Genomic DNA, 18,557 nt, shown 5'->3' with positions numbered 1-18,557 from the left:
GCGGGGCCAGGGGGGCGGGGGCAGCGGGCCGGGCGGGCCCGCGGGCGGTGCCGGCGCCGACGGCGTTGCGGGTGGTGCCGGTGCGGGAGTCGTCCGTCGGCGCGGCGGTGGCGGTACTCACGCGGCCTCCGCAGTGCCGGGGGCCGCAGGGGCGGCGGGGGCGGCGTCGGGGGTGATTCCCGCGACGACGGCGAGCAGCCGCTGCTGGTCGACGACGCCCAGGCACCTGCGGCCGTCCATCACCCTGGCCGGGCCGCCGGTGCGGGCGACCGCCTCGATGACGGAGGCGACGGTGGCGTCCGGGGAGACCGCGGGGCCGGAGGACTCCGCCTCGTCGCCGCGGGCGGGCCGCATGGCGGTGCGGGCGGTGACGACCTGCTCGCGGGGGACGTCGCGGACGAAGTCGCGCACGTAGTCGTCGGCCGGGGAGCCCACGATCTCCTCGGGGATGCCGAGCTGCACGATGCGGCCGTCGCGCATCAGCGCGATCCGGTCGCCCAGGCGCAGCGCCTCGGACAGGTCGTGGGTGATGAAGACCATGGTGCGTCCCTCCTCGCGGTGCAGGCGGACGACCTCGTCCTGCATGTCGCGGCGGACGATCGGGTCGAGGGCGCTGAACGGCTCGTCGAACAGCAGCACCTCGGGGTCGCAGGCGAGGGCGCGGGCGAGGCCGACGCGCTGCTGCTGGCCTCCGGAGAGCTGGGCGGGGCGGCGGCGCCCCATGCCGGCGAGGCCGACCTTCTCCAGCATCTCGGCGGCCCGGCGGCGGCGTTCGGCGCGGCCCACACCCTGGATCTCCAGCCCGTAGGCGATGTTGTCGACGACCGTGCGGTGCGGCAGGAGGCCGAAGTGCTGGAAGACCATGGCTGCGCGGCGGCGGCGCAGTTCGCGCAGCCGGGAGCGGTCCATGCCCAGGACGTCCTCGCCGTCGATGGACAGGGAGCCGCTGGTCGGCTCGATCAGCCGGGTCAGGCAGCGCACCAGCGTGGACTTGCCGGAGCCGGACAGGCCCATGACGACGAAGACCTCGCCGGGGTGGACGTCGAAGGAGACGTCGCGCACGGCGGCGGTGCAGCCGGTGCGTTCGCGCAGTTCGGCGGCGGACAGGCCGGCCGCCTCGCTGCCGGGGATCCGCTCGGCCTTCGGGCCGAAGACCTTCCACAGGTTGCGGACGGAGAACACGGGCGCGGGCGCGTCCCCCGGCCGGTTCTTCCCGCCGGGTGTCGCGGGCGCGGGTGCGGGCACGGGTGCGGTGGTGGTCATCGGGCGTCTCCTCCGGTGCGGGGTCGGGTTCGGAGCAGTTCGGCCGCCTTCTCCCCCAGCATCAGGACGGCGACCATGGGGTTGACGGCGGTCATGGTGGGGAACACGGACGCGTCGGCGATGCTGACGCCGTCCAGCCCGCGGACCCTCAGTTCCGGGTCCACGACGGCCAGTTCGTCGTCCGCGGCGCCCATCCGGCAGGTGCCGGCGGGGTGGTAGACGGTGTGCGCGGCGCGGCGCGCGTACTCGCTGATCTCCTCGTCGGTGGTGACCTGCGGGCCGGGGCACACCTCGCGCGTGAGCCAGCCGGCCAGCGGCTCGGTCGCCGCGATCTCGCGGGCCAGCCTGATCCCGTCGACGAGGGTGCGCGCGTCGTAGTCGTCCTCGTCGGTGAAGTACCGGAAGTCCAGGGCGGGTTTGACCGACGGGTCGGCGCTGGTGAGGTAGAGCCGTCCGCGGCTGCGCGGCTTGGGGATGTTCGGGGTCATCGACACCCCGTGCTCGGGCCTTTCGTAGCCCAGCCGTTCGGGGTTGTCGGTGAACGGGATCTGGTAGAAGTGGAACATCAGGTCGGGCCCGGGCGAAGCGGGGTCGCGGCGCACGAACAGGCCCGCGTCGGAGTCCATCGCCGAGTTGTCCGGGATGGGCCCGTCGGTCTCCCAGACGATCACCGACTCGGGGTGGTCCAGGAGGTTCTCGCCGACACCCGGCAGGTCGTGGCGCACGTCGATGCCCAGGGCCGACAGGTCGGCGGCCGGGCCGACGCCGGAGTGCAGCAGCAGGCGCGGGGTGTCCACGGCCCCGGCGCACAGGACGACCTCGCGGGCCGCGGCGACCAGCTTCTCCGCGCCGTCGGCGCTGCGCACCCGCACCCCGGTCGCCCGGTCGCCCTCCAGCTCCAGCCGGTACGCCCAGGTCTCCAGCATCAGGTGCAGGTTGGGGCGGTCCAGGAAGGGGTGCAGGTAGGCCACGGAGGCGGAGGAGCGCTTGTTGTCCTCCGGGTGGTAGGCCAGGTCGAAGAAGCCCGCGCCCTCGTGGAAGGGGGCCTTGTTGAACCCCTCCACGCGGGGGACGCCCAGGGCCTTCGCCGCGGCGTCGACGAAGTCGCGGGCGACGGCGTTCCGGTCCTTCTCGTCGACCGGGACGATGTTGTTCAGCAGGCGGTCGAAGTAGGGGTCCATGGAGGCGGCGTCCCAGCCCTTCGCGCCCGCACCGGCCCACTCGTCCCAGTCCGACGGCAGGGGCCGGAAGCTGATCAGGGTGTTGTGCGAGGAGCAGCCGCCGAGCACGCGGGCGCGGCTGTGCCGGATGTGGGAGTTGCCGCGCGGCTGCTCGGTGGTCGGGTAGTCGTAGTCGAGTTCCCCGCCGAGCAGGCCGAGCCAGCGGCGCAGGGTGAGCACCTCGGGCCGGTCGACGTCGGACGGTCCTCCCTCGATGACGGCGACGGTGACGTCCGGGTCCTCGGTGAGCCGGGAGGCGATCACCGATCCTGCGGTGCCGCCGCCGACGACGACGTAGTCGTAGGTGTCAGGTACGGGCATGGGGGTAGCGCTCCTCGTGATCTTCTGCGGGCCGGTACGGCGGCCCGGTACAGGGCTGTGCGGCGCAGGGCGGCCGGGCCCGGGACGGTGCGGCCCGGAGCTGGACGGCCCGGGGCTGTGCGGCGGCCGGACGTCCGTGCGCTGGCACCGGCGTCCGGTGTCCTGCTTCCTGCTTCCTGCTTCCTGCTTCCTGCTTCCTGCTTCCTGCTTCCTGCGGTGCGGTCCCTGCGGCCGCCGGTTCCGCGGGGTTCAGCCGCGGAACCAGCGGACGGGCCGCGGGTTCAGGTTCTGGTAGACGTGCTTGGCCTCCCGGTACTCGTCGAGTCCGGAGGGGCCCAGCTCCCGGCCGATGCCGGACTTGCCGAAGCCGCCCCACTCCGCCTGCGGCAGGTAGGGGTGGAAGTCGTTGATCCACACGGTGCCGTGGCGCAGCAGGCCGGCCACCCGCCGGGCGCGCCCGGCGTCCGACGTCCACACCGCGCCGGCCAGGCCGTACTCGGTGTCGTTGGCCAGGGCGACGGCCTCGTCCTCGGTGCGGAAGGTCTCCACGGTCAGGACCGGGCCGAAGACCTCCTCGCGGACGACGCGCATCGTGCGGTCGCAGTGGTCCAGGACGGTCGGCCGGTAGAAGTAGCCGGCCGCGGGGCGGTCGGCGTCCGGCTCGGGCCGGGTGCCGCCGCAGCGCAGCACGGCTCCCTCGGCCAGGGCGGAGGCCACGTACTCCTCGGTGCGGGCGAGCTGCTGCGCGGACACCAGCGGGCCGCACTCGACGCCGTCGGCGGTGCCGCGGCCGAGCCGGACCAGGTCGGCGCGGCGGGCGAGTTCGGTGACGAACCGCTCGCGCACGGACTCCTCGACGATCAGGCGGCTGCCGGCCGAGCAGACCTGGCCGCTGTGCATGAATGCCGCGTTCAGCGCCTGGTCGACGGCGGTGTCGAAGCCCTCGTCGGTGGCGCAGGCGTCGGCGAAGACCACGTTGGGGTTCTTGCCGCCCAGCTCCAGGGCGACCTTCTTCACCCCGGCGGCCGCGGCGGCCATCACCTTGGTGCCGGAGGCCAGGCCGCCGGTGAAGGAGACCAGGTCGACGTCCGGGTGCTCGCTCATGCGGGCGCCGACGGGGTCGCCCGCGCCGGTGACCACGTTGGCCACGCCGGCGGGCAGACCCGCCTCGGCCAGCAGCGCGACCAGGCGGAGCGTGGACAGCGGGGTGACCTCGCTGGGCTTGACGACGAAGGTGTTGCCGGCGGCGAGCGCCGGGGCGATCTTCCAACTGGCCTGGAGCAGCGGGTAGTTCCAGGGGGTGATCAGCGCGCACACGCCCACCGGCTCGTGCACGACGACGCTGTGCACCTCCGGGGTGCCCGCGTCCACCACGCGTCCGGCGGGCTCCCCGGCGACCAGGTCGGCGAAGTACCGGAAGGCGTCGGCGACGCAGTCCACGTCGACCCGGCCCTCCTCGAGGGTCTTGCCGGTGTCGCGGCTCTCGACCAGCGCGATCTCCTCGCGGTCGCGCCGCAGCAGGTCCGCGGTGCGGTGCAGCAGCGCGGCGCGCTCCGCGGCGGGGGTGCGGGGCCACGGGCCGGTGTCGAAGGCGCGGCAGGCCGCGGCCACGGCCGCGTCGACGTCCTCCGCGCCCCCTTCGGCGACGACGGCGATCACCTCGGTGTCCGCAGGGTCGACGACCTCCCTCGTCCCTCCGGACGCGGCCTGCTTCCAGACCCCGTCCACATGAATGCTCTCGACTGTTGACACTGCGTGTCGCCTTCCTGGCTGTTCGGTGACTCTCTGCCATTGGCAGCGAAGGCGAGCCGTGCCCGGGAAGCGGAGACGTATGCACAATTTCCCGCAGGATGTGGCGGGGGTCACCAGCAATAACACAGAAAAACGCACAAACCGGCCAGCGCGCCGGAGGGGCCGCGCCGGACACGCCGACGCCGCGTCCGGCTCGTCGCCGACGCGGCACGGCGCCCCCGGAAAGGGGTGCAGTTGGGGGGAGGGACGGAGGGAGGGGCGGGGGCGGGTGTCAGTTCCAGCGGCCGGTGCGGGCCAGGAGCAGGGCGGTCGCCGCGACCCCGGCGGTGGAGGTGCGCAGGACGCTGGCGCCCAGGCGGTACGGCGCGGCGCCCGCGGCCCGGAACTCCTCGATCTCCTCCGGGCTCACCCCTCCCTCGGGCCCGACGACCAGCACGATCTCGCCCCCGGCGGGGAGCTCGGCGGTGGCCAGGGCGTGCGAGCCCTCCTCGTGCAGCACGGCGGCGAAGGACGCGGAGGCGAGCAACTGCGCCACCTGCCGGGTCGACATCAGCTCCTCCACGTCGGGGAAGCGCAGGCGCCGCGACTGCTTGCCGGCCTCGCGGGCGGTGGCCCGCCACTTGGCGAGCGCCTTCGGGCCGCGCTCGCCCCGCCACTGGGTGATGCAGCGCGAGGCCGCCCAGGGCACGATGCGGTCCACACCGGTCTCGGTCATCGTCTCCACGGCCAGCTCGCCCCGGTCGCCCTTCGGCAGCGCCTGGACGACGGTGATGCGCGGGCTGGGCCCCGGGTCGGAGCGGATGCCCTCGACCTCGACGTACAGGTGGTCCTTGCCCTCCACCGCGTGGACGTGGCCGAACGCCGCCCGGCCGTCCCCGTCGGAGAGCACGATCTCCTCGCCCGGGCCGAGGCGCCGCACGGACACCGCGTGGCGACCCTCCGGGCCGTCCAGGAGGAGGTGGGCGCCGGGGGTGGCGGCGGCCAGGACGTCGGTGGGGACGACGAAGACGGGGGCGGTCATCCGAGGGCTCCGTCCGCGGGCGCCGCGGTGGCCGCGGCGCCGGGGGTCGTGGTGACAGGGGTCGTGGTGCCGGGGGTGGTGCCGGGCGGGCCCGCCTGCTCCCGGGCCCCGGTGCCGTACGGGTGCGTCCACGCCTCGTGCAGTTCGTCCACGAGCAGCCGGACGAGGTCGCCCGCGGGCATCTCCCGGACCAGCCGGTGGCCCTGCCCGGCCCACAGGGCCATCCCCTGGGCGTCGCCGGCGGCGGCCGCGGCCCGGCGCAGCCCGGCCGTCAGGTGGTGCACCTGGGGGTAGGCGGCGGGCGCGTAGGGGCCGTGCTCGCGCATGAAACGGTTGACCAGCCCGCGGGCCGGGCGGCCGGAGAACGCCCGGGTCAGCTCGGTGTGGGTGAACGACGGGTCGGTCAGGGCCTTCTTGTGCAGCCGGTGGGCGCCGGACTCGGGGCAGGGCAGGAAGGCCGTGCCCAGCTGGGCCGCGTCCGCCCCGGCCGCCATGACCGCGGCGATCTGGCAGCCGCGCACGATGCCGCCCGCCGCCACGATCGGCAGGTCCACCGCCTCGCGCACCTGCGGCAGGAGCGCCAGCAGTCCCAGCGCGGCCCCGTCCTGCCCGGGGTCGTCGCGGTGGGTGCCCTGGTGCCCGCCGGCCTCGACCCCCTGGACGCACAGCACGTCCGCCCCGGCGGCCTCGGCTGCGACGGCCTCGGCGGGCGTGGTCACGGTGACCGCGGTGACGGTGCCGACCTCGCGCAGCGCGTCCAGCATCTCCCGGGTCGGGCAGCCGAAGGTGAAGCTCACCATCGGCACCGGGTCGCGCACCAGCAGGGTCAGCTTGGCGTGGAACTCGTCGTCCCCGCCCCGGTTCGGGTCGCCGAGCGGGGTGGAGTACCAGGCGGCCTCACCCGCCAGGTGCTCGCCGTAGAGGGCGACCGCGGCAGGGTCGGTGGAGGGGTTCTGCGGGAGGAAGAGGTTGACGCCGAAGGGCTGCGGGGTCAGCGCACGCAGCGCGCGGACCTCCTCCTGCACCGCCTCGGCACTCTTGTAGCCACCGGCGAGGAAGCCGAGGCCGCCCGCCTCGCAGACGGCGGCGGCGAGTTCGGGCCGCGAGGCGCCGCCCGCCATCGGGGCCTGGACGACGGGGTGCTGGAGGAGGGGGCCGAGGGGCATGGACCCATCGTGCCACGGCACCGGAACCGGTCCGTAGCCGGGCGGGCACGGGGAGCGGGACCGGGAACGGGACCGGGAACAGGGGCAGGACGGGACCGGGGTCGGGACGGGCCGGGAGGGCGGCAGCAGTGCGCCCCGCCCCCGCCGCCGGGTCGGGCGGACGGGGGCGGGGCGCACCGGAGACGGACCGGCCTGCGGCCCCGCGGCCGGGTCGGCCGTCAGGGCTGCGCGGCCGGGTCAGCGGCCGTTGAAGGCGTCCTTCAGCCGGGAGAACAGGCCCTGCTGGCCGGGGGCGAAGGTGCCCGAGGGCCGCTCCTCCCCGCGCAGCGCAGCCAGGCGGCGCAGCAGGTCCTCCTGCTCCGCGTCCAGCTTGGTCGGGGTGGTCACCTCGACGTGCACGATGAGGTCGCCGCGCCCCCCGCCCCGCAGGTGGGTGACGCCGCGCTGGTGCAGCGGGATGGACTGGCCGGACTGGGTGCCGGGCCGGATGTCGATCTCCTCCAGCCCGTCCAGGGTCTCCAGCGGGCACTTGGTGCCCAGCGCCGCCGCGGTCATCGGGATGGTGACCGTGCAGTGCAGGTCGTCGCCGCGCCGCTGGAAGACCGGGTGGGGCAGTTCCTGGATCTCGACGTACAGGTCGCCGGCCGGGCCGCCGCCGGGGCCGACCTCGCCCTCGCCGGCCAGCTGGATCCGGGTGCCGTTGTCCACGCCCGCCGGGATCTTGACGGTGAGGGTGCGGCGGGAGCGGATGCGGCCGTCGCCCGCGCACTCCGGGCACGGGGTGGGCACGACCGTGCCGAAGCCCTGGCACTGCGGGCAGGGCCGGGAGGTCATGACCTGCCCGAGGAAGGACCGGGTGACCTGGCTGACCTCGCCGCGGCCGCGGCACATGTCGCAGGTCTGGGCGGAGGTGCCCGGGGCCGCGCCCTCGCCGCTGCACGTGGTGCACACCACGGCGGTGTCGACCTGGATGTCCTTGGTGGTGCCGAAGGCCGCCTCGTCGAGCTCGACCTCCAGGCGGATCATGGCGTCCTGGCCGCGGCGGGTGCGCGAGCGCGGGCCGCGCTGCGTCGCCTGGCCGAAGAAGGCGTCCATGATGTCGCTGAAGTTGCCGAAGCCGCCGGCCCCGAAACCGCCCGCGCCGCCGGCGCCGCCGGTGGAGGAGAGCGGGTCGCCGCCGAGGTCGTAGACCTGCTTCTTCTGCGGGTCCGAGAGCACCTCGTAGGCGGCGTTGATCTCCTTGAACCGCTCCTGGGTCTTCGGATCCGGGTTGACGTCCGGGTGCAGCTCGCGGGCGAGGCGCCGGAACGCCTTCTTGATCTCGTCCTGGCCCGCGTCGCGACGGACGCCGAGCACCGCGTAGTAGTCCGTGGCCACCTACGACTCCGCGAGGATCTGTCCGACGTAACGTGCCACTGCGCGTACCGCTCCCATCGTTCCGGGGTAGTCCATGCGGGTCGGTCCGACCACGCCGAGTTTTGCGACCGCCTCGCGGCCCGAACCGTAGCCGACCGAGACGACCGAGGTGGAGTTGAGCCCCTCGTGCGCGTTCTCGTGGCCGATCCGCACCATCATCCCCGAGTCCTTGGTCTCCCCGAGGAGGCGGAGCAGGACGACCTGCTCCTCCAGGGCCTCCAGGACCGGGCGGATGGTGAGGGGGAAGTCGTGGTTGAAACGGGTCAGGTTGGCCGTGCCGCCGATCATCAGCCGCTCCTCGGTCTCCTCCACGAGGGTCTCCAGGAGCGTGGACAGGACGATCGAGACCACGGGCCGGTCGTCGGGCTCGAAGGCGTCGGGCAGGTCCTGCACCAGCTGCGGCACGTCCGCGAAGCGCTGCCCGGCGACCTTGCTGTTGAGCCGGGCCCGCAGGTCGGCCAGGAGGGTCTCCCCCACCGGCGTCGGCGAGTCGACCAGCCGCTGCTCCACCCGCCCGGTGTCGGTGATGAGCACCAGCATCAGGCGGGACGCCGACAGTGCCAGCAGCTCGACGTGGCGCACCGTGGACCGGGTCAGCGACGGGTACTGGACGACCGCCACCTGCCGGGTGAGCTGCGCGAGCAGGCGCACCGTGCGGGCCACGACGTCGTCCAGGTCGACCGCGCCGTCCAGGAAGCTCTGGATGGCGCGGCGCTCCGCGGACGACAGCGGCTTGACGCCCGCGAGCCGGTCGACGAAGAGCCGGTAGCCCTTGTCGGTGGGCACCCGGCCGGCGCTGGTGTGGGGCTGGGCGATGAAGCCCTCCTCCTCCAGCACCGCCATGTCGTTGCGGACCGTCGCGGGAGAGACGCCGAGGTTGTGCCGCTCGGTGAGCGCCTTGGAGCCGACCGGCTCCTCCGTCCCGACGTAGTCCTGGACGATGGCGCGCAACACCTCGAGCCTGCGTTCGTTCAGCACTTCGCGCTCACCTCCAGACCGCAGGTCCCGATGCCGTTCCCTGCCCGTTTCTGGCACTCTGTCCTGTCGAGTGCCAGGCTTCCCGTGCCAGTGTACGGCCGGGTCCCGAAAGCTCGACAAGGACCGGCCGGACACCGTACCGCCGAGTACTGCCGTCGTACCACCGTGCGCCCCGCGCCTGCGGGCGCCGCCGGACACCGCTAGCGTCGCGGTGTGGAGCACGGATGGGAAGAGGCACGCTGGGAGAGGTTGGCCACCGGGTGCGCGCGGCGCAGGCTCCCCGGACTCGACGCGACGGTCGGCGTCGTGGTGGGCACCGACGGGATGCTCGTGGTCGACACCGGATCGACACTGGCCGAGGGCGCCGCGCTCCGGCGCGACCTGCACGCCCTCACCGGCCGGCCGGCCACGCACGTGGCCCTGACGCACGGCCACTTCGACCACGTCTTCGGCACGGCGGCCTTCGCCGGGGTCGAGGTGATCGGCGCCCGCGGTCTGGGCCGGTACCTGCGCCGCAACCGGGACGAGCTGTGCGCGGACGCGGTACGGCACGGCGTGGACCCGGAGCAGGCCGCCGTGGCCGCCGACGCCCTGGTGCTGCCCCGCACCGAGGTCGGCGACCGCCTGGAGATCGACCTGGGCGGGCGGCCCGTCGTCCTGGCCCGCCCCGGCACCGGGCACACCGGCCACGACCTGGCAGTGCTGGTCCCCGGCACCCCGCCCGTGCTCTTCTGCGGCGACCTGGTCGAGGAGTCCGGCCCCCCGCAGGACGGCTGGGACGCGGAGCCCCGGCAGTGGCCCGCCACCCTGGACGCGCTGCTGGAACTCGGCGGGGAGACGGCGCTGTACGTCCCCGGGCACGGCGCCACGGTGGACGCCCGCTTCGTCCGGGCCCAGCGGGAGGAACTGGCCCGCCGCTTCGGCGTGCCGTGACCGGCTGCTTCGGCGTGTCGTGACCAGGGGCTTCGGCGTGTCGTGACCGGGCGGGGTGTTTTCCTCCTATCGTCTGCCCTCATGCGCAGCAGGAGTTACGGCCCCGATCTGACCCCGCCGTGGAAGAGGAGCAGGCCGGTCCCCGAGGTCCCGGCCGACGACGGACTGGTGGTGGAGGAGGCGGCCACGGGCTTCTGCGGTGCCGTGGTCCGCTGCGAGAAGACCGCCCAGGGCCCGACCGTCACCCTGGAGGACCGGCACGGCCGGCACCGCGTCTTCCCCATGGAGCCGCGCGGCTTCCTGCTGGAGGGCAGGCCCGTCACCCTGGTGCGCCCGGCCGCCCGTCCCCCCGCCGCCGCGCGCGGGCCGCGGCTGACCGCCTCCGGGTCGGTGGCGGTGCCCGGCGCCCGGGCCCGGGTGGCGCGGGCCGGGCGGATCTACGTCGAGGGCCGGCACGACGCCGAACTGGTGGAGCGGGTCTGGGGCGACGACCTGCGCATCGAGGGCGTGGTCGTGGAGTACCTGGAGGGCGTCGACGACCTCCCGGCGATCGTGGCCGACTTCTCCCCCGGCCCGGGCGCGCGCCTGGGCGTCCTGGTCGACCACCTGGTGCCCGGTTCGAAGGAGTCGAGCATCGCCGCACAGGTCACCGGCGAGCACGTCCTCGTCGTCGGCCACCCGTACGTCGACGTGTGGGAGGCGGTCAAGCCGGCCTCCGTCGGCATCCCCGCCTGGCCGGCGGTGCCGCGCGGGCAGGACTGGAAGACCGGGGTGTGCCGGGCCCTGGGCTGGCCGGAGTCCACCGGCGAGGTCTGGCACCGCCGCATCCTCGCCTCGGTCCGCACCTACAAGGACCTCGAACCCGCCCTCCTCGGCCGCGTCGAGGAACTCATCGACTTCGTCACCGCCCCGGACTGACCCCCGCAGGCGCGGGGGCCACCACAGCATCCGCCCCGCCTCCCTCCGGTGAGGAGGCCGAGCAAGGAGGGACCGGCGAAGCGCGGTGGCAGAGCGCAGAATTTCTGCCCGTTTTGGTCTTTTTGTTCCGCGGTTTGCCGCCGCACTTCGCCGGATACCGCCCCGAACACCCGGCCTCAGTCGACCAGGTCGCGGACGACGGCGTCGGCGAGGAGGCGGCCGCGGAGGGTGAGGACGGCGCGGCCGTCGGCGTACGGCTCCGGCTCCAGCAGGCCGTCGGCGACGGCGCGGGCGGCGGCGCGGGCACCGTCGGGGGCGAGGAGGTCCAGGGGGGCACCGGAGGCCAGGCGCAGTTCCAGCAGGATGCGCTCGACGCGGCGGTCCTCGTCCGTGAGCAGTTCGCGGCCGGCGCCGGGGGACTTCCCCGCGTCCAGGCGCTGGGCGTAGGCGGCGGGGTGCTTGACGTTCCACCAGCGGACGCCGCCGACGTGGCTGTGCGCGCCGGGGCCTGCGCCCCACCAGTCGCCGCCGGTCCAGTACAGCTCGTTGTGGCGGCAGCGGGCCTCGGGGGAGGTCGCCCAGTTGGACACCTCGTACCAGGAGTAGCCGGCCGCGGCCAGGCGCTCCTCGGCGATGAGGTAGCGGTCGGCGTGGACGTCGTCGTCGGTCGGGGGGACCTCGCCGCGGCGGATGCGGCGGGCGAGCTGCGTGCCCTCCTCGACGATCAGGGCGTACGCCGAGACGTGGTCGGGGCCGGCGGCGATCGCCGCGTCCAGGGAGGCGCGCCAGTCGTCGTCGGACTCGCCCGGGGTGCCGTAGATCAGGTCGAGGTTGACGTGCTCGAAGCCGGCGGCGCGGGCCTCGGCGACGCACGCCTCGGGGCGGCCGGGGGTGTGCCGTCGGTCCAGCACCTGCAGCACGTGCTGCCGGGCGCTCTGCATGCCGAAGGAGAGCCGGTTGAACCCGGCCTCGCGCAGCCGGGCCAGGTAGGCGGGGTCGACGGACTCGGGGTTGGCCTCGGTCGTGACCTCGGCGCCGTCGGCGAGTCCGAACTCGTCGCGGACCGCGGCGAGCATGCGGCCGAGGTCGGCGGCGGGCAGCAGGGTGGGGGTGCCGCCGCCGACGAAGACGGCGGAGACGGGCCGGTCGTCCCCGGCGAGCACCTTGCGGGCCAGCCGCACCTCCTCGACCAGGGCGTCGGCGTAGTTCTCCCGGGAGGCGAGGGCGCCGCCGGAGCCGCGCAGCTCGGTGGCGGTGTAGGTGTTGAAGTCGCAGTACCCGCAGCGGGTGGCGCAGTAGGGCACGTGGACGTAGAAGCCGAGCGGGCGGCCGCCGGACCCGGCGCGGGCGCTGTCGGGCAGGGCGCCGTCGTCGGGTACGGGTTCGCCGTCGGGGAGTGCGGAGGGCATGGGTCCCATTGTCCGGCATCGGCCGGCCGTTCCCGGAGGCGGTTTCCGGGGACGGGCGGCCGGACGCCGGTCCCCGCCCGGCGGGGCGCCGGGCGGGGTCGGGGCGGGGCCGCCGGCCCGGGGCCCGGCCCCGCCCGGCCCGGCGGCTACGCCTCGTTGGAGCCGGCGTACATCTCGTCGATGAGGCCCTTGAACTCGCGCTCGACCACGGGGCGCTTGAGCTTCAGGCTCGGGGTGAGCTCACCGTGCTCGATGTCCAGGTCGCGCGGCAGGACGCGGAACTTCTTGATCTGCTGCCAGCGCTGCAGCCCCTCGTTGAGGCGGTCGACGTAGCCCTTGACCAGCTTCTCGACCTGCGGGGAGGCGACGACCTCGGCGTAGGACTTCCCGCCCAGGCCGTTCTCCTTCGCCCAGCCCATGATCGACGGCTCGTCCAGGGCGATCAGCGCGGTGCAGAAGTTGCGGGCGGCGCCGATGACCAGGACGTTGCTGACGAACGGGCACACCGCCTTGAACTGGCCCTCGACCTCGGTGGGGGCGATGTACTTGCCGCCGGAGGTCTTGATCAGGTCCTTCTTGCGGTCGGTGATCTTCAGGTAGCCGTCCTCGGACAGCTCGCCGATGTCGCCGGTGTGGAACCAGCCGTCCTCCTCCAGGACCTCGGCGGTCTTCTCCGGCAGGCCGTGGTAGCCCTGCATGATGCCGGGGCCGCGCAGCAGGATCTCGCCGTCCTCGGCGATGCGCACCTCGGTGCCGGGGACCGGCTTGCCCACCGTGCCGGTGCGGTACGCCTCGCCGGGGTTGACGAAGCTGGCCGCGCTGGACTCGGTGAGGCCGTAGCCCTCGAGGATGTGGATGCCGGCGCCGGAGAAGAAGTAGCCGATCTCCGGGGCGAGCGCGGCCGAGCCGGAGACGCAGGCCCGCATCCGGCCGCCGAACGCCTCGCGGATCTTGGCGTAGACGAGCTTGTCGGCCACCGCGTGCTTGGCCGTCAGGCCGAAGGGCGCCGACGCCTTGCCGGTGCGGCGGAAGTTCTCCTGGGTGGCCTTCGCGTACTCGCGGGCCACCTCGGCCGCCCACTTGAAGATCTTGTACTTGGCGCCGCCGCCGGCGCGGGCCTTGGCCGCGACCCCGTTGTAGACCTTCTCGAAGATCCGGGGAACGGCGGCCATGTAGGTGGGCCGGACGATCGGCAGGTGCTCGATGATCTTGTCGACCCGGCCGTCGACGGCGGTCGGGTGACCGATGGACACCTGACTGGCGATCAGCACCTTGCCGAAGACGTGCGCCAGCGGCAGCCACAGGTACTGCATGTCGTCCGGGTTCAGCAGCCCGGTGGCGTGGATGGCGCGTCCCAGGTACGACCAGGAGTCGTGGGCCAGGCGCACGCCCTTGGGGCGGCCGGTGGTGCCGGAGGTGTAGATCAGGGTGGCGAGCTGCTCCGGACGCAGCCCGGCGACGGTGTCCTTGATGCACTCCGGGTTCTGCTCGCGGTGGGCGGCGCCGCGCTTCTCCAGCTCGGCGAGGGTGAGGACCCAGTCGTCGTCGCCGTCCCCGGGGACCTCGGTGACCGGGTCGATCAGCACCACGTGCCGGAGGTCGGGCAGTTCGGCGCGCCGCTCGCGGGCCTTGGCCAGCTGGGCGGCGTCCTCCGCGACGAGCACGCGGCTGTTGGAGTCGGAGAGGATGTACGCCGTCTCGTCGGCGTTGGTGCTCGGGTAGACGGTGGTGGTCGCCGCCCCCGCGCACATCACGCCCATGTCGGAGAGGATCCACTCCAGCCGGGTGCTGGACGCGATGGCCACGCGCTCCTCCGGGCGTACGCCCAGGGCCATCAGGCCGGCCGCGATGTTGAAGACCCGCTCTGCGGCCTGGGACCAGGTGAGGGACAGCCACTCGTCGGGGCCCCCTGCGGCCGCCGGCACCGGGTAACGGTACGCCTCGACGTCCGGGGTGGCCTCGACTCGATCGAGGAAGAGGTGCGCCACGGAGGGCGGCCTGCTCTCGATGAAGGACTGCGTATCGCTCACAACGACCTCCGGTGCCCGCACGGGACATATCGGCTCAAGTGGTTTAACTCGCGAGTAACCTTCAGGCAGGGACAGCGTACGGGCGAGGTCGCTTCCGCGTAAGGGGGTGACGCGGGTCATGAGCCGATCCGTTACCTGGAGCCCCCGCGGAGCGCACGAACGGCGGCCCGCAGCGCAGTTCGGGCCGCGGGCCGCCGTCGGACGGTCGCATACGCGCAGGCCGCGGTCGTCCCGGAACATACCGCCGGGTACCGCGCGGGCATACCTGCCGGTATGGGCCGTTGTCCCCGCCCGGACCCCTGCGTGTCCATGTCCGCGCCTGTGTCCGTGTCCGTACCTGTCCCCGGGGCCGCACCTGCCCCCGGCTCCGGGTCCTGCTCCGGGCCCGGGGCCCGCCGGCTCTGCCGGGTCCCGCCGGGTCCGCGGCTCAGGGGCGCGGGCGGGTCCGCAGGACGCAGTCGCCGCAGATGCCGCCGCCCGGCACCCGGTAGTAGAGGCAGCAGCTGCGCCGGGCGAAGTACGGGCCCAGCCCTTCCTCGTGCACGAACGTGCCGCTGCCGGAGAGGGGATCGGTGCCCAGCAGTTCCTCCACGAGGGGCGCGGGCCGGAACGGCGCGTCGGGCGCCCGGTCCGTGAGGACGCGCAGGGCACCGACCAGCGCCGAGGCGGTGTTGCCGCGCAGCACCTGCGGCGAGAGGCCGTGGCGTTCCCTCAAGGCCGCGTCCAGGACGCGGAGGTTCGACTCCAGGACGGAGGCCCGCAGGGCCTCCGCCGGCGCGCCGGGCAGTGCCCGTGGGCCCGGCAGCCACAGCTCGAACGACCCGGACGGCGGGTACCGCCACCACAGGGCGTCCGGGGAGAGGTCGGGCACCCGGCCGTCGAGGGCCGCCGAGCCGAGCGCCAGGGACCACAGCCGGGAGGCGATGCCGAACTGGGCGGTGGAGGCGGCGACGCGCGGCTGGTCGGTGCGCATGCGGCGGCCCACCCCGGCGACGTACGGGCCGAGCCCGTCACCGTACAGCTCGGCGAGCGGCCGGAAGCCGTCGCCGTCGGGCCGGTCGCCGCAGCGCACGGCGAAGTACGGGCCGAGAGCGGCCAGGCGGTCGAGGGCGTGCCTCACCGGATGCGCACCTCCTGCGCGTCGGGGCCGGGCCGCCGTGACGGGGACGGCGGCGGAAGGTAGACGACGTTCGGCACCCCGGTCGCGGGGTGGACGGCCACCCGGGCCCGCACCCCGTAGACCTCGGCCAGCAGTTCCTCCGTCAGCACCTCGCCCGGCGGCCCCGAGGCGACCACCCGCCCGGCGCCGAGCACGTACAGTCGGTCGCAGTGGGCAGCGGCCAGGTTCAGGTCGTGCAGGACGACCAGGTTGGTCGTGCCCAGGCGGCGGACGAGGCCGAGGATCTCCAGCTGGTGGCGGACGTCGAGGTGGTTGGTCGGCTCGTCCAGGGCCAGCAGGCCCGGGTCCTGCACGAGGGCGCGGGCGACCAGGACGCGCTGCCGCTCCCCGCCGGACAGCTCGTCGAGGCGCCGGTCCGCCAGGGCCTCGGCGCCGACCCGTTCCAGGGCCCGGGCGACGCGCCGGGCGTCACCGGGACCGTCCTGCTCCCAGAACCGCTTGTGCGGACTGCGGCCCATCGCGACCGTCTCGCGGACGGTCAGCCCGAAGGCGCTCCCCGCGTCCTGCGCCACGACCGCGACCCGCCGGGCGCGTTCCTTCACCCCGAGCGCGGCCGCGTCCCGGCCGTCCAACAGCACCCGGCCGGCCGTGGGCCGCAGGGTGCCGTACACGCAGCGCAGGAAGGTCGTCTTGCCGCTGCCGTTCGGGCCGACCAGGCCGACCGTCTCGCCCGGGTGCGCGGTCAGGTCCGCGCCGTCCAGCAGGGTCCGCCCGTGCACCTCGTACCCCACGCCCTCCGCACGCAGGGAGGCCGGCCGCGCGGTCATCCGGCGATCCCCTCCGTGCGGGAGGAGCGGCGCAGCAGCCACAGGAAGAACGGGCCGCCCGCGAGCGCGGTGACGATGCCGACGGGCACCTCCCGCGGGGCGGCGGCCGTGCGCGCCACCAGGTCGGCCAGGAGCAGGAACACCGCGCCCCCGAGGGCCGCGACGGGCAGCAGCCGACGGTGTCCCGCGCCGACGACCGCGCGGGCCGCGTGCGGCACCATCAGGCCGACGAAGCCGATCGCGCCGCTGAAGGCCACCAGGACGCCGGTGACCAGTGAGGCCAGCACGAAGACCGCCGCCCGGAAGCGGTGCGTGTCCAGCCCCAGGGTGTGCGCGCCCTCCTCCCCCGCGAGCAGCAGGTCGAGGGGGCGGGCCAGGGCGGTCAGCAGCAGCGTCCCCACAACCAGCACGACCGCGGGCAGGGCGAGTTCGTCCCAGCGCGCCCCGCCCAGGCTCCCCAGCGTCCAGAACATGATCGTCCGCGCGTGCTCGGCGTCGGCCGACAGCACCAGCACGAGGCCGGTGAACGCCGACAGCACGTACTGGACCGCCACTCCGGCCAGGACCAGCCGGCCCGCCGTCATGGTGCCGCCGCGCCGGGCCGCCGCCCAGACGACGACGAGCGCGCACATCGACCCGGCGAACGCGGCCGACGGCAGCGCCACCGCGGCCGCCGCCCCCGCACCGACCCCGAGCACGACGACGACCACCGCGCCGGCCGAGGCGCCCGAGGACGCGCCGAGCAGGAACGGGTCGGCGAGCGGGTTGCGCACCAGGGCCTGCAGGACGGTGCCGGCGACGGCGAGGCCGGCCCCCACGACCGCGCCCAGCAGCACCCGCGGCATCCGCAGGTCCCACACGACCGCCGCCAGGGGCCCGGCCCGCTCCCCGCCCAGCACGACGCCCAGCACGTCGCGCGGCGGAACGCGCACCGGTCCCAGGGCCAGGCCGGCGACGGCCGTCACGACGAGCGCGGCGACCAGCACGGCGAGGACGGCCGGGGTGCGGGCCCCGGCAGTCCGACGGGGAGCGGCGGGGGCACGGGGACCGGCGGGGGCGCAGGTACCGGCGGGGCCGCGAAGGCCGGCGGGGGCGCGGGTACCGGCGGGGGCGCGGGTACCGGCGGGGCCGCGGGCGCCCCTCACGGTGCGTCCGGGTGGAGCTGGGCGGCCAGGTCCTCCACCGCGTCCGCGACCCGCACCCCCAGTACGGCCGAGGACAGGGGGAGCACCGCGAACCGCTCGTCGCGGATCGCGGGCACCCCGGCGAGCGCGGGATCGTCCAGGAGCTGCTTCTTCTTCGCGGAGGCCGAGGTGCCGCCGTAATCGAGGATCACGACGGCCTCGGGGCGGCGTTCGACGACCTCCTCCCAGGACACGTCGGCGAAGGCGCCCCCGAGGTGGGAGAAGACGTTGTCGCCCCCGGCCAGGGAGACGATCCGGTCCGCGACGCCCCCTCCCCCGGCGGTGAGGGCGGAGCCCTCGCCGGAGTCGTGCACGAACACCGACGGGCGGTCCGCGCCCTCCAGTCCCTCGGTCACCGCGTCGATCCGCTCCTGCTGCTCCCGGATCAGCTCCTCGCCGCGCCCGGGGACCCCGAAGATGCGGGCGACCTGCCTGATCTCGGTCCTGAGCGTGTCGAGACCGACCGGCCCGTCGGTGCAGTTCTCGACGCTGAGCCGGGTGCGCACGCCGCTCTCCTCCAGGGCGGCGCGGTCCCGGCCCTCCCCCTTGTCGAAGGCGCTCGCGAACCCGCCGTACACGAAGTCGGGGGCCGTGCCCAGGAGCACCTCTTTCGACGGGTACTCCTCCGCCAGGACCTCGACCGTTCCGTACGCCTCGCGGTGGGCGGGCAGGACCGCGTCGTCGAGGTAGGCCGTGCCGGCCATGCGGTCCTGGAGGCCGAGCGCCAGCATGATCTCGGTGACGTGCTGGTTCATGGTGACGGCCCGCCGGGGCGGGGCGGTGTAGGTGGTCCTCACCCCGCAGTTGGTCACCGTGTACGGGAAGCCCTCGGCGGCGGGGGCGGACGCCGCGCTCCTCGTTCCCGCATCGGCTCCCCCGGCCGGTGAGCCGCAGGCCGCGAGGGGGAGCAGGAGTGCCGTGGTGGTGAGCGCGCGCAGGGCGGCGCCGGGTCGTGTCATGACCGTGCCTCTCCGGGGGATCCTCGTCCCCTGCCGGAAT

15 protein-coding genes are annotated in these 18,557 nt (G+C 74.7%); 2 read left to right on the top strand and 13 right to left on the bottom strand.

Translation table 11 applies throughout. The features are described from left to right. Nucleotides 1–117: 117 nt before the first annotated feature. From GQS52_RS18825 to hrcA, 7 genes are all read right to left on the bottom strand, one after another. Nucleotides 118–1,263: a betaine/proline/choline family ABC transporter ATP-binding protein gene (locus tag GQS52_RS18825; RefSeq protein WP_182314539.1), complete on the bottom strand. Its 1,146-nt coding sequence runs from the start codon at nt 1,261–1,263 to the stop codon at nt 118–120. Beyond that, on the bottom strand, nt 1,260–2,804 hold the full coding sequence (locus GQS52_RS18820) for a GMC oxidoreductase (protein ID WP_182314538.1): 1,545 nt from the start codon (nt 2,802–2,804) through the stop codon (nt 1,260–1,262). Before GQS52_RS18820 ends, GQS52_RS18825 begins: the two co-directional genes overlap by 4 nt. A 249-nt stretch (nt 2,805–3,053) precedes the next feature. Then, nucleotides 3,054–4,556, bottom strand: a complete 1,503-nt coding sequence (locus GQS52_RS18815; RefSeq protein ID WP_182314537.1) for an aldehyde dehydrogenase family protein — start codon at nt 4,554–4,556, stop codon at nt 3,054–3,056. Nucleotides 4,557–4,827: 271 nt separating this feature from the next. Then, complete coding sequence (locus GQS52_RS18810) at nt 4,828–5,577, bottom strand: 16S rRNA (uracil(1498)-N(3))-methyltransferase (protein WP_182314536.1); 750 nt, start codon at nt 5,575–5,577, stop codon at nt 4,828–4,830. Beyond that, complete coding sequence (locus GQS52_RS18805; RefSeq protein ID WP_182314535.1) at nt 5,574–6,743, bottom strand: nitronate monooxygenase; 1,170 nt, start codon at nt 6,741–6,743, stop codon at nt 5,574–5,576. The genes GQS52_RS18810 and GQS52_RS18805 overlap by 4 nt, the downstream gene beginning before the upstream one ends. Before the next feature lie 237 nt (nt 6,744–6,980). Then, nucleotides 6,981–8,120, bottom strand: coding sequence for a molecular chaperone DnaJ (gene dnaJ, locus GQS52_RS18800; RefSeq protein ID WP_182314534.1), 1,140 nt, complete (start codon nt 8,118–8,120; stop codon nt 6,981–6,983). Beyond that, nucleotides 8,121–9,137, bottom strand: coding sequence for a heat-inducible transcriptional repressor HrcA (gene hrcA / locus GQS52_RS18795; RefSeq protein WP_182314533.1), 1,017 nt, complete (start codon nt 9,135–9,137; stop codon nt 8,121–8,123). 213 nt (nt 9,138–9,350) lie between these two features. Here hrcA and GQS52_RS18790 point away from each other — a divergent pair, with 213 nt between their 5' ends. Together GQS52_RS18790 and GQS52_RS18785 are read left to right on the top strand one after the other, a co-directional pair. Next, the gene (locus tag GQS52_RS18790) at nt 9,351–10,070 is read left to right on the top strand and encodes an MBL fold metallo-hydrolase (protein WP_182314532.1); all 720 of its coding nucleotides are present in this window, start codon (nt 9,351–9,353) and stop codon (nt 10,068–10,070) included. An 81-nt stretch (nt 10,071–10,151) separates the two neighbouring features. After that, nucleotides 10,152–10,988: a DUF3097 domain-containing protein gene (locus tag GQS52_RS18785; RefSeq protein ID WP_182314531.1), complete on the top strand. Its 837-nt coding sequence runs from the start codon at nt 10,152–10,154 to the stop codon at nt 10,986–10,988. 176 nt (nt 10,989–11,164) lie between these two features. Here GQS52_RS18785 and hemW read toward each other — a convergent pair whose 3' ends face one another. The 6 genes from hemW to GQS52_RS18755 form a co-directional block, all read right to left on the bottom strand. Further along, nucleotides 11,165–12,397 carry a radical SAM family heme chaperone HemW gene (hemW, locus tag GQS52_RS18780; protein ID WP_182314530.1) on the bottom strand — a complete coding sequence of 411 codons (1,233 nt, stop codon included), beginning with the start codon at nt 12,395–12,397 and terminating at the stop codon, nt 11,165–11,167. A 146-nt stretch (nt 12,398–12,543) separates the two neighbouring features. Beyond that, nucleotides 12,544–14,427: an AMP-dependent synthetase/ligase gene (locus GQS52_RS18775; protein WP_182314529.1), complete on the bottom strand. Its 1,884-nt coding sequence runs from the start codon at nt 14,425–14,427 to the stop codon at nt 12,544–12,546. A gap of 427 nt (nt 14,428–14,854) precedes the next feature. Next, complete coding sequence (locus GQS52_RS18770; protein WP_182314528.1) at nt 14,855–15,547, bottom strand: (2Fe-2S)-binding protein; 693 nt, start codon at nt 15,545–15,547, stop codon at nt 14,855–14,857. Continuing rightward, nucleotides 15,544–16,374 (bottom strand): ABC transporter ATP-binding protein, encoded by an 831-nt coding sequence (locus GQS52_RS18765; protein WP_182314527.1) that lies wholly within the window; start codon nt 16,372–16,374, stop codon nt 15,544–15,546. The genes GQS52_RS18770 and GQS52_RS18765 overlap by 4 nt, the downstream gene beginning before the upstream one ends. Beyond that, nucleotides 16,371–17,360: an iron ABC transporter permease gene (locus tag GQS52_RS18760; RefSeq protein WP_182314526.1), complete on the bottom strand. Its 990-nt coding sequence runs from the start codon at nt 17,358–17,360 to the stop codon at nt 16,371–16,373. The genes GQS52_RS18765 and GQS52_RS18760 overlap by 4 nt, the downstream gene beginning before the upstream one ends. Before the next feature lie 155 nt (nt 17,361–17,515). After that, a complete protein-coding gene (locus tag GQS52_RS18755) occupies nt 17,516–18,517 on the bottom strand; it encodes an ABC transporter substrate-binding protein (protein ID WP_182314525.1) in 1,002 nt (333 codons plus the stop codon). Nucleotides 18,518–18,557: the final 40 nt, after the last annotated feature.

It is taken from the genome of Streptomyces sp. SCUT-3 (genome assembly GCF_014083985.1).
GTDB classification, from domain to species: domain Bacteria; phylum Actinomycetota; class Actinomycetes; order Streptomycetales; family Streptomycetaceae; genus Streptomyces_H; species Streptomyces_H thermolineatus.
Note: the sequence above shows the minus strand (reverse complement) of the source record. Positions and strands in the feature narration are given on the sequence as shown.

Excerpts from the sequence above, each read along its gene's own strand:
- hemW (WP_182314530.1), bottom strand. The coding sequence starts at position 12,397 with ATGCCCTCCGCACTCCCCGACGGCGAACCCGTACCCGACGACGGCGCC.
- GQS52_RS18805 (WP_182314535.1), bottom strand. The coding sequence starts at position 6,743 with ATGCCCCTCGGCCCCCTCCTCCAGCACCCCGTCGTCCAGGCCCCGATG.
- GQS52_RS18765 (WP_182314527.1), bottom strand. The coding sequence starts at position 16,374 with ATGACCGCGCGGCCGGCCTCCCTGCGTGCGGAGGGCGTGGGGTACGAG.
- GQS52_RS18755 (WP_182314525.1), bottom strand. The coding sequence starts at position 18,517 with ATGACACGACCCGGCGCCGCCCTGCGCGCGCTCACCACCACGGCACTC.
- GQS52_RS18825 (WP_182314539.1), bottom strand. The coding sequence starts at position 1,263 with ATGACCACCACCGCACCCGTGCCCGCACCCGCGCCCGCGACACCCGGC.
- GQS52_RS18785 (WP_182314531.1), top strand. The coding sequence starts at position 10,152 with ATGCGCAGCAGGAGTTACGGCCCCGATCTGACCCCGCCGTGGAAGAGG.
- GQS52_RS18810 (WP_182314536.1), bottom strand. The coding sequence starts at position 5,577 with ATGACCGCCCCCGTCTTCGTCGTCCCCACCGACGTCCTGGCCGCCGCC.
- GQS52_RS18820 (WP_182314538.1), bottom strand. The coding sequence starts at position 2,804 with ATGCCCGTACCTGACACCTACGACTACGTCGTCGTCGGCGGCGGCACC.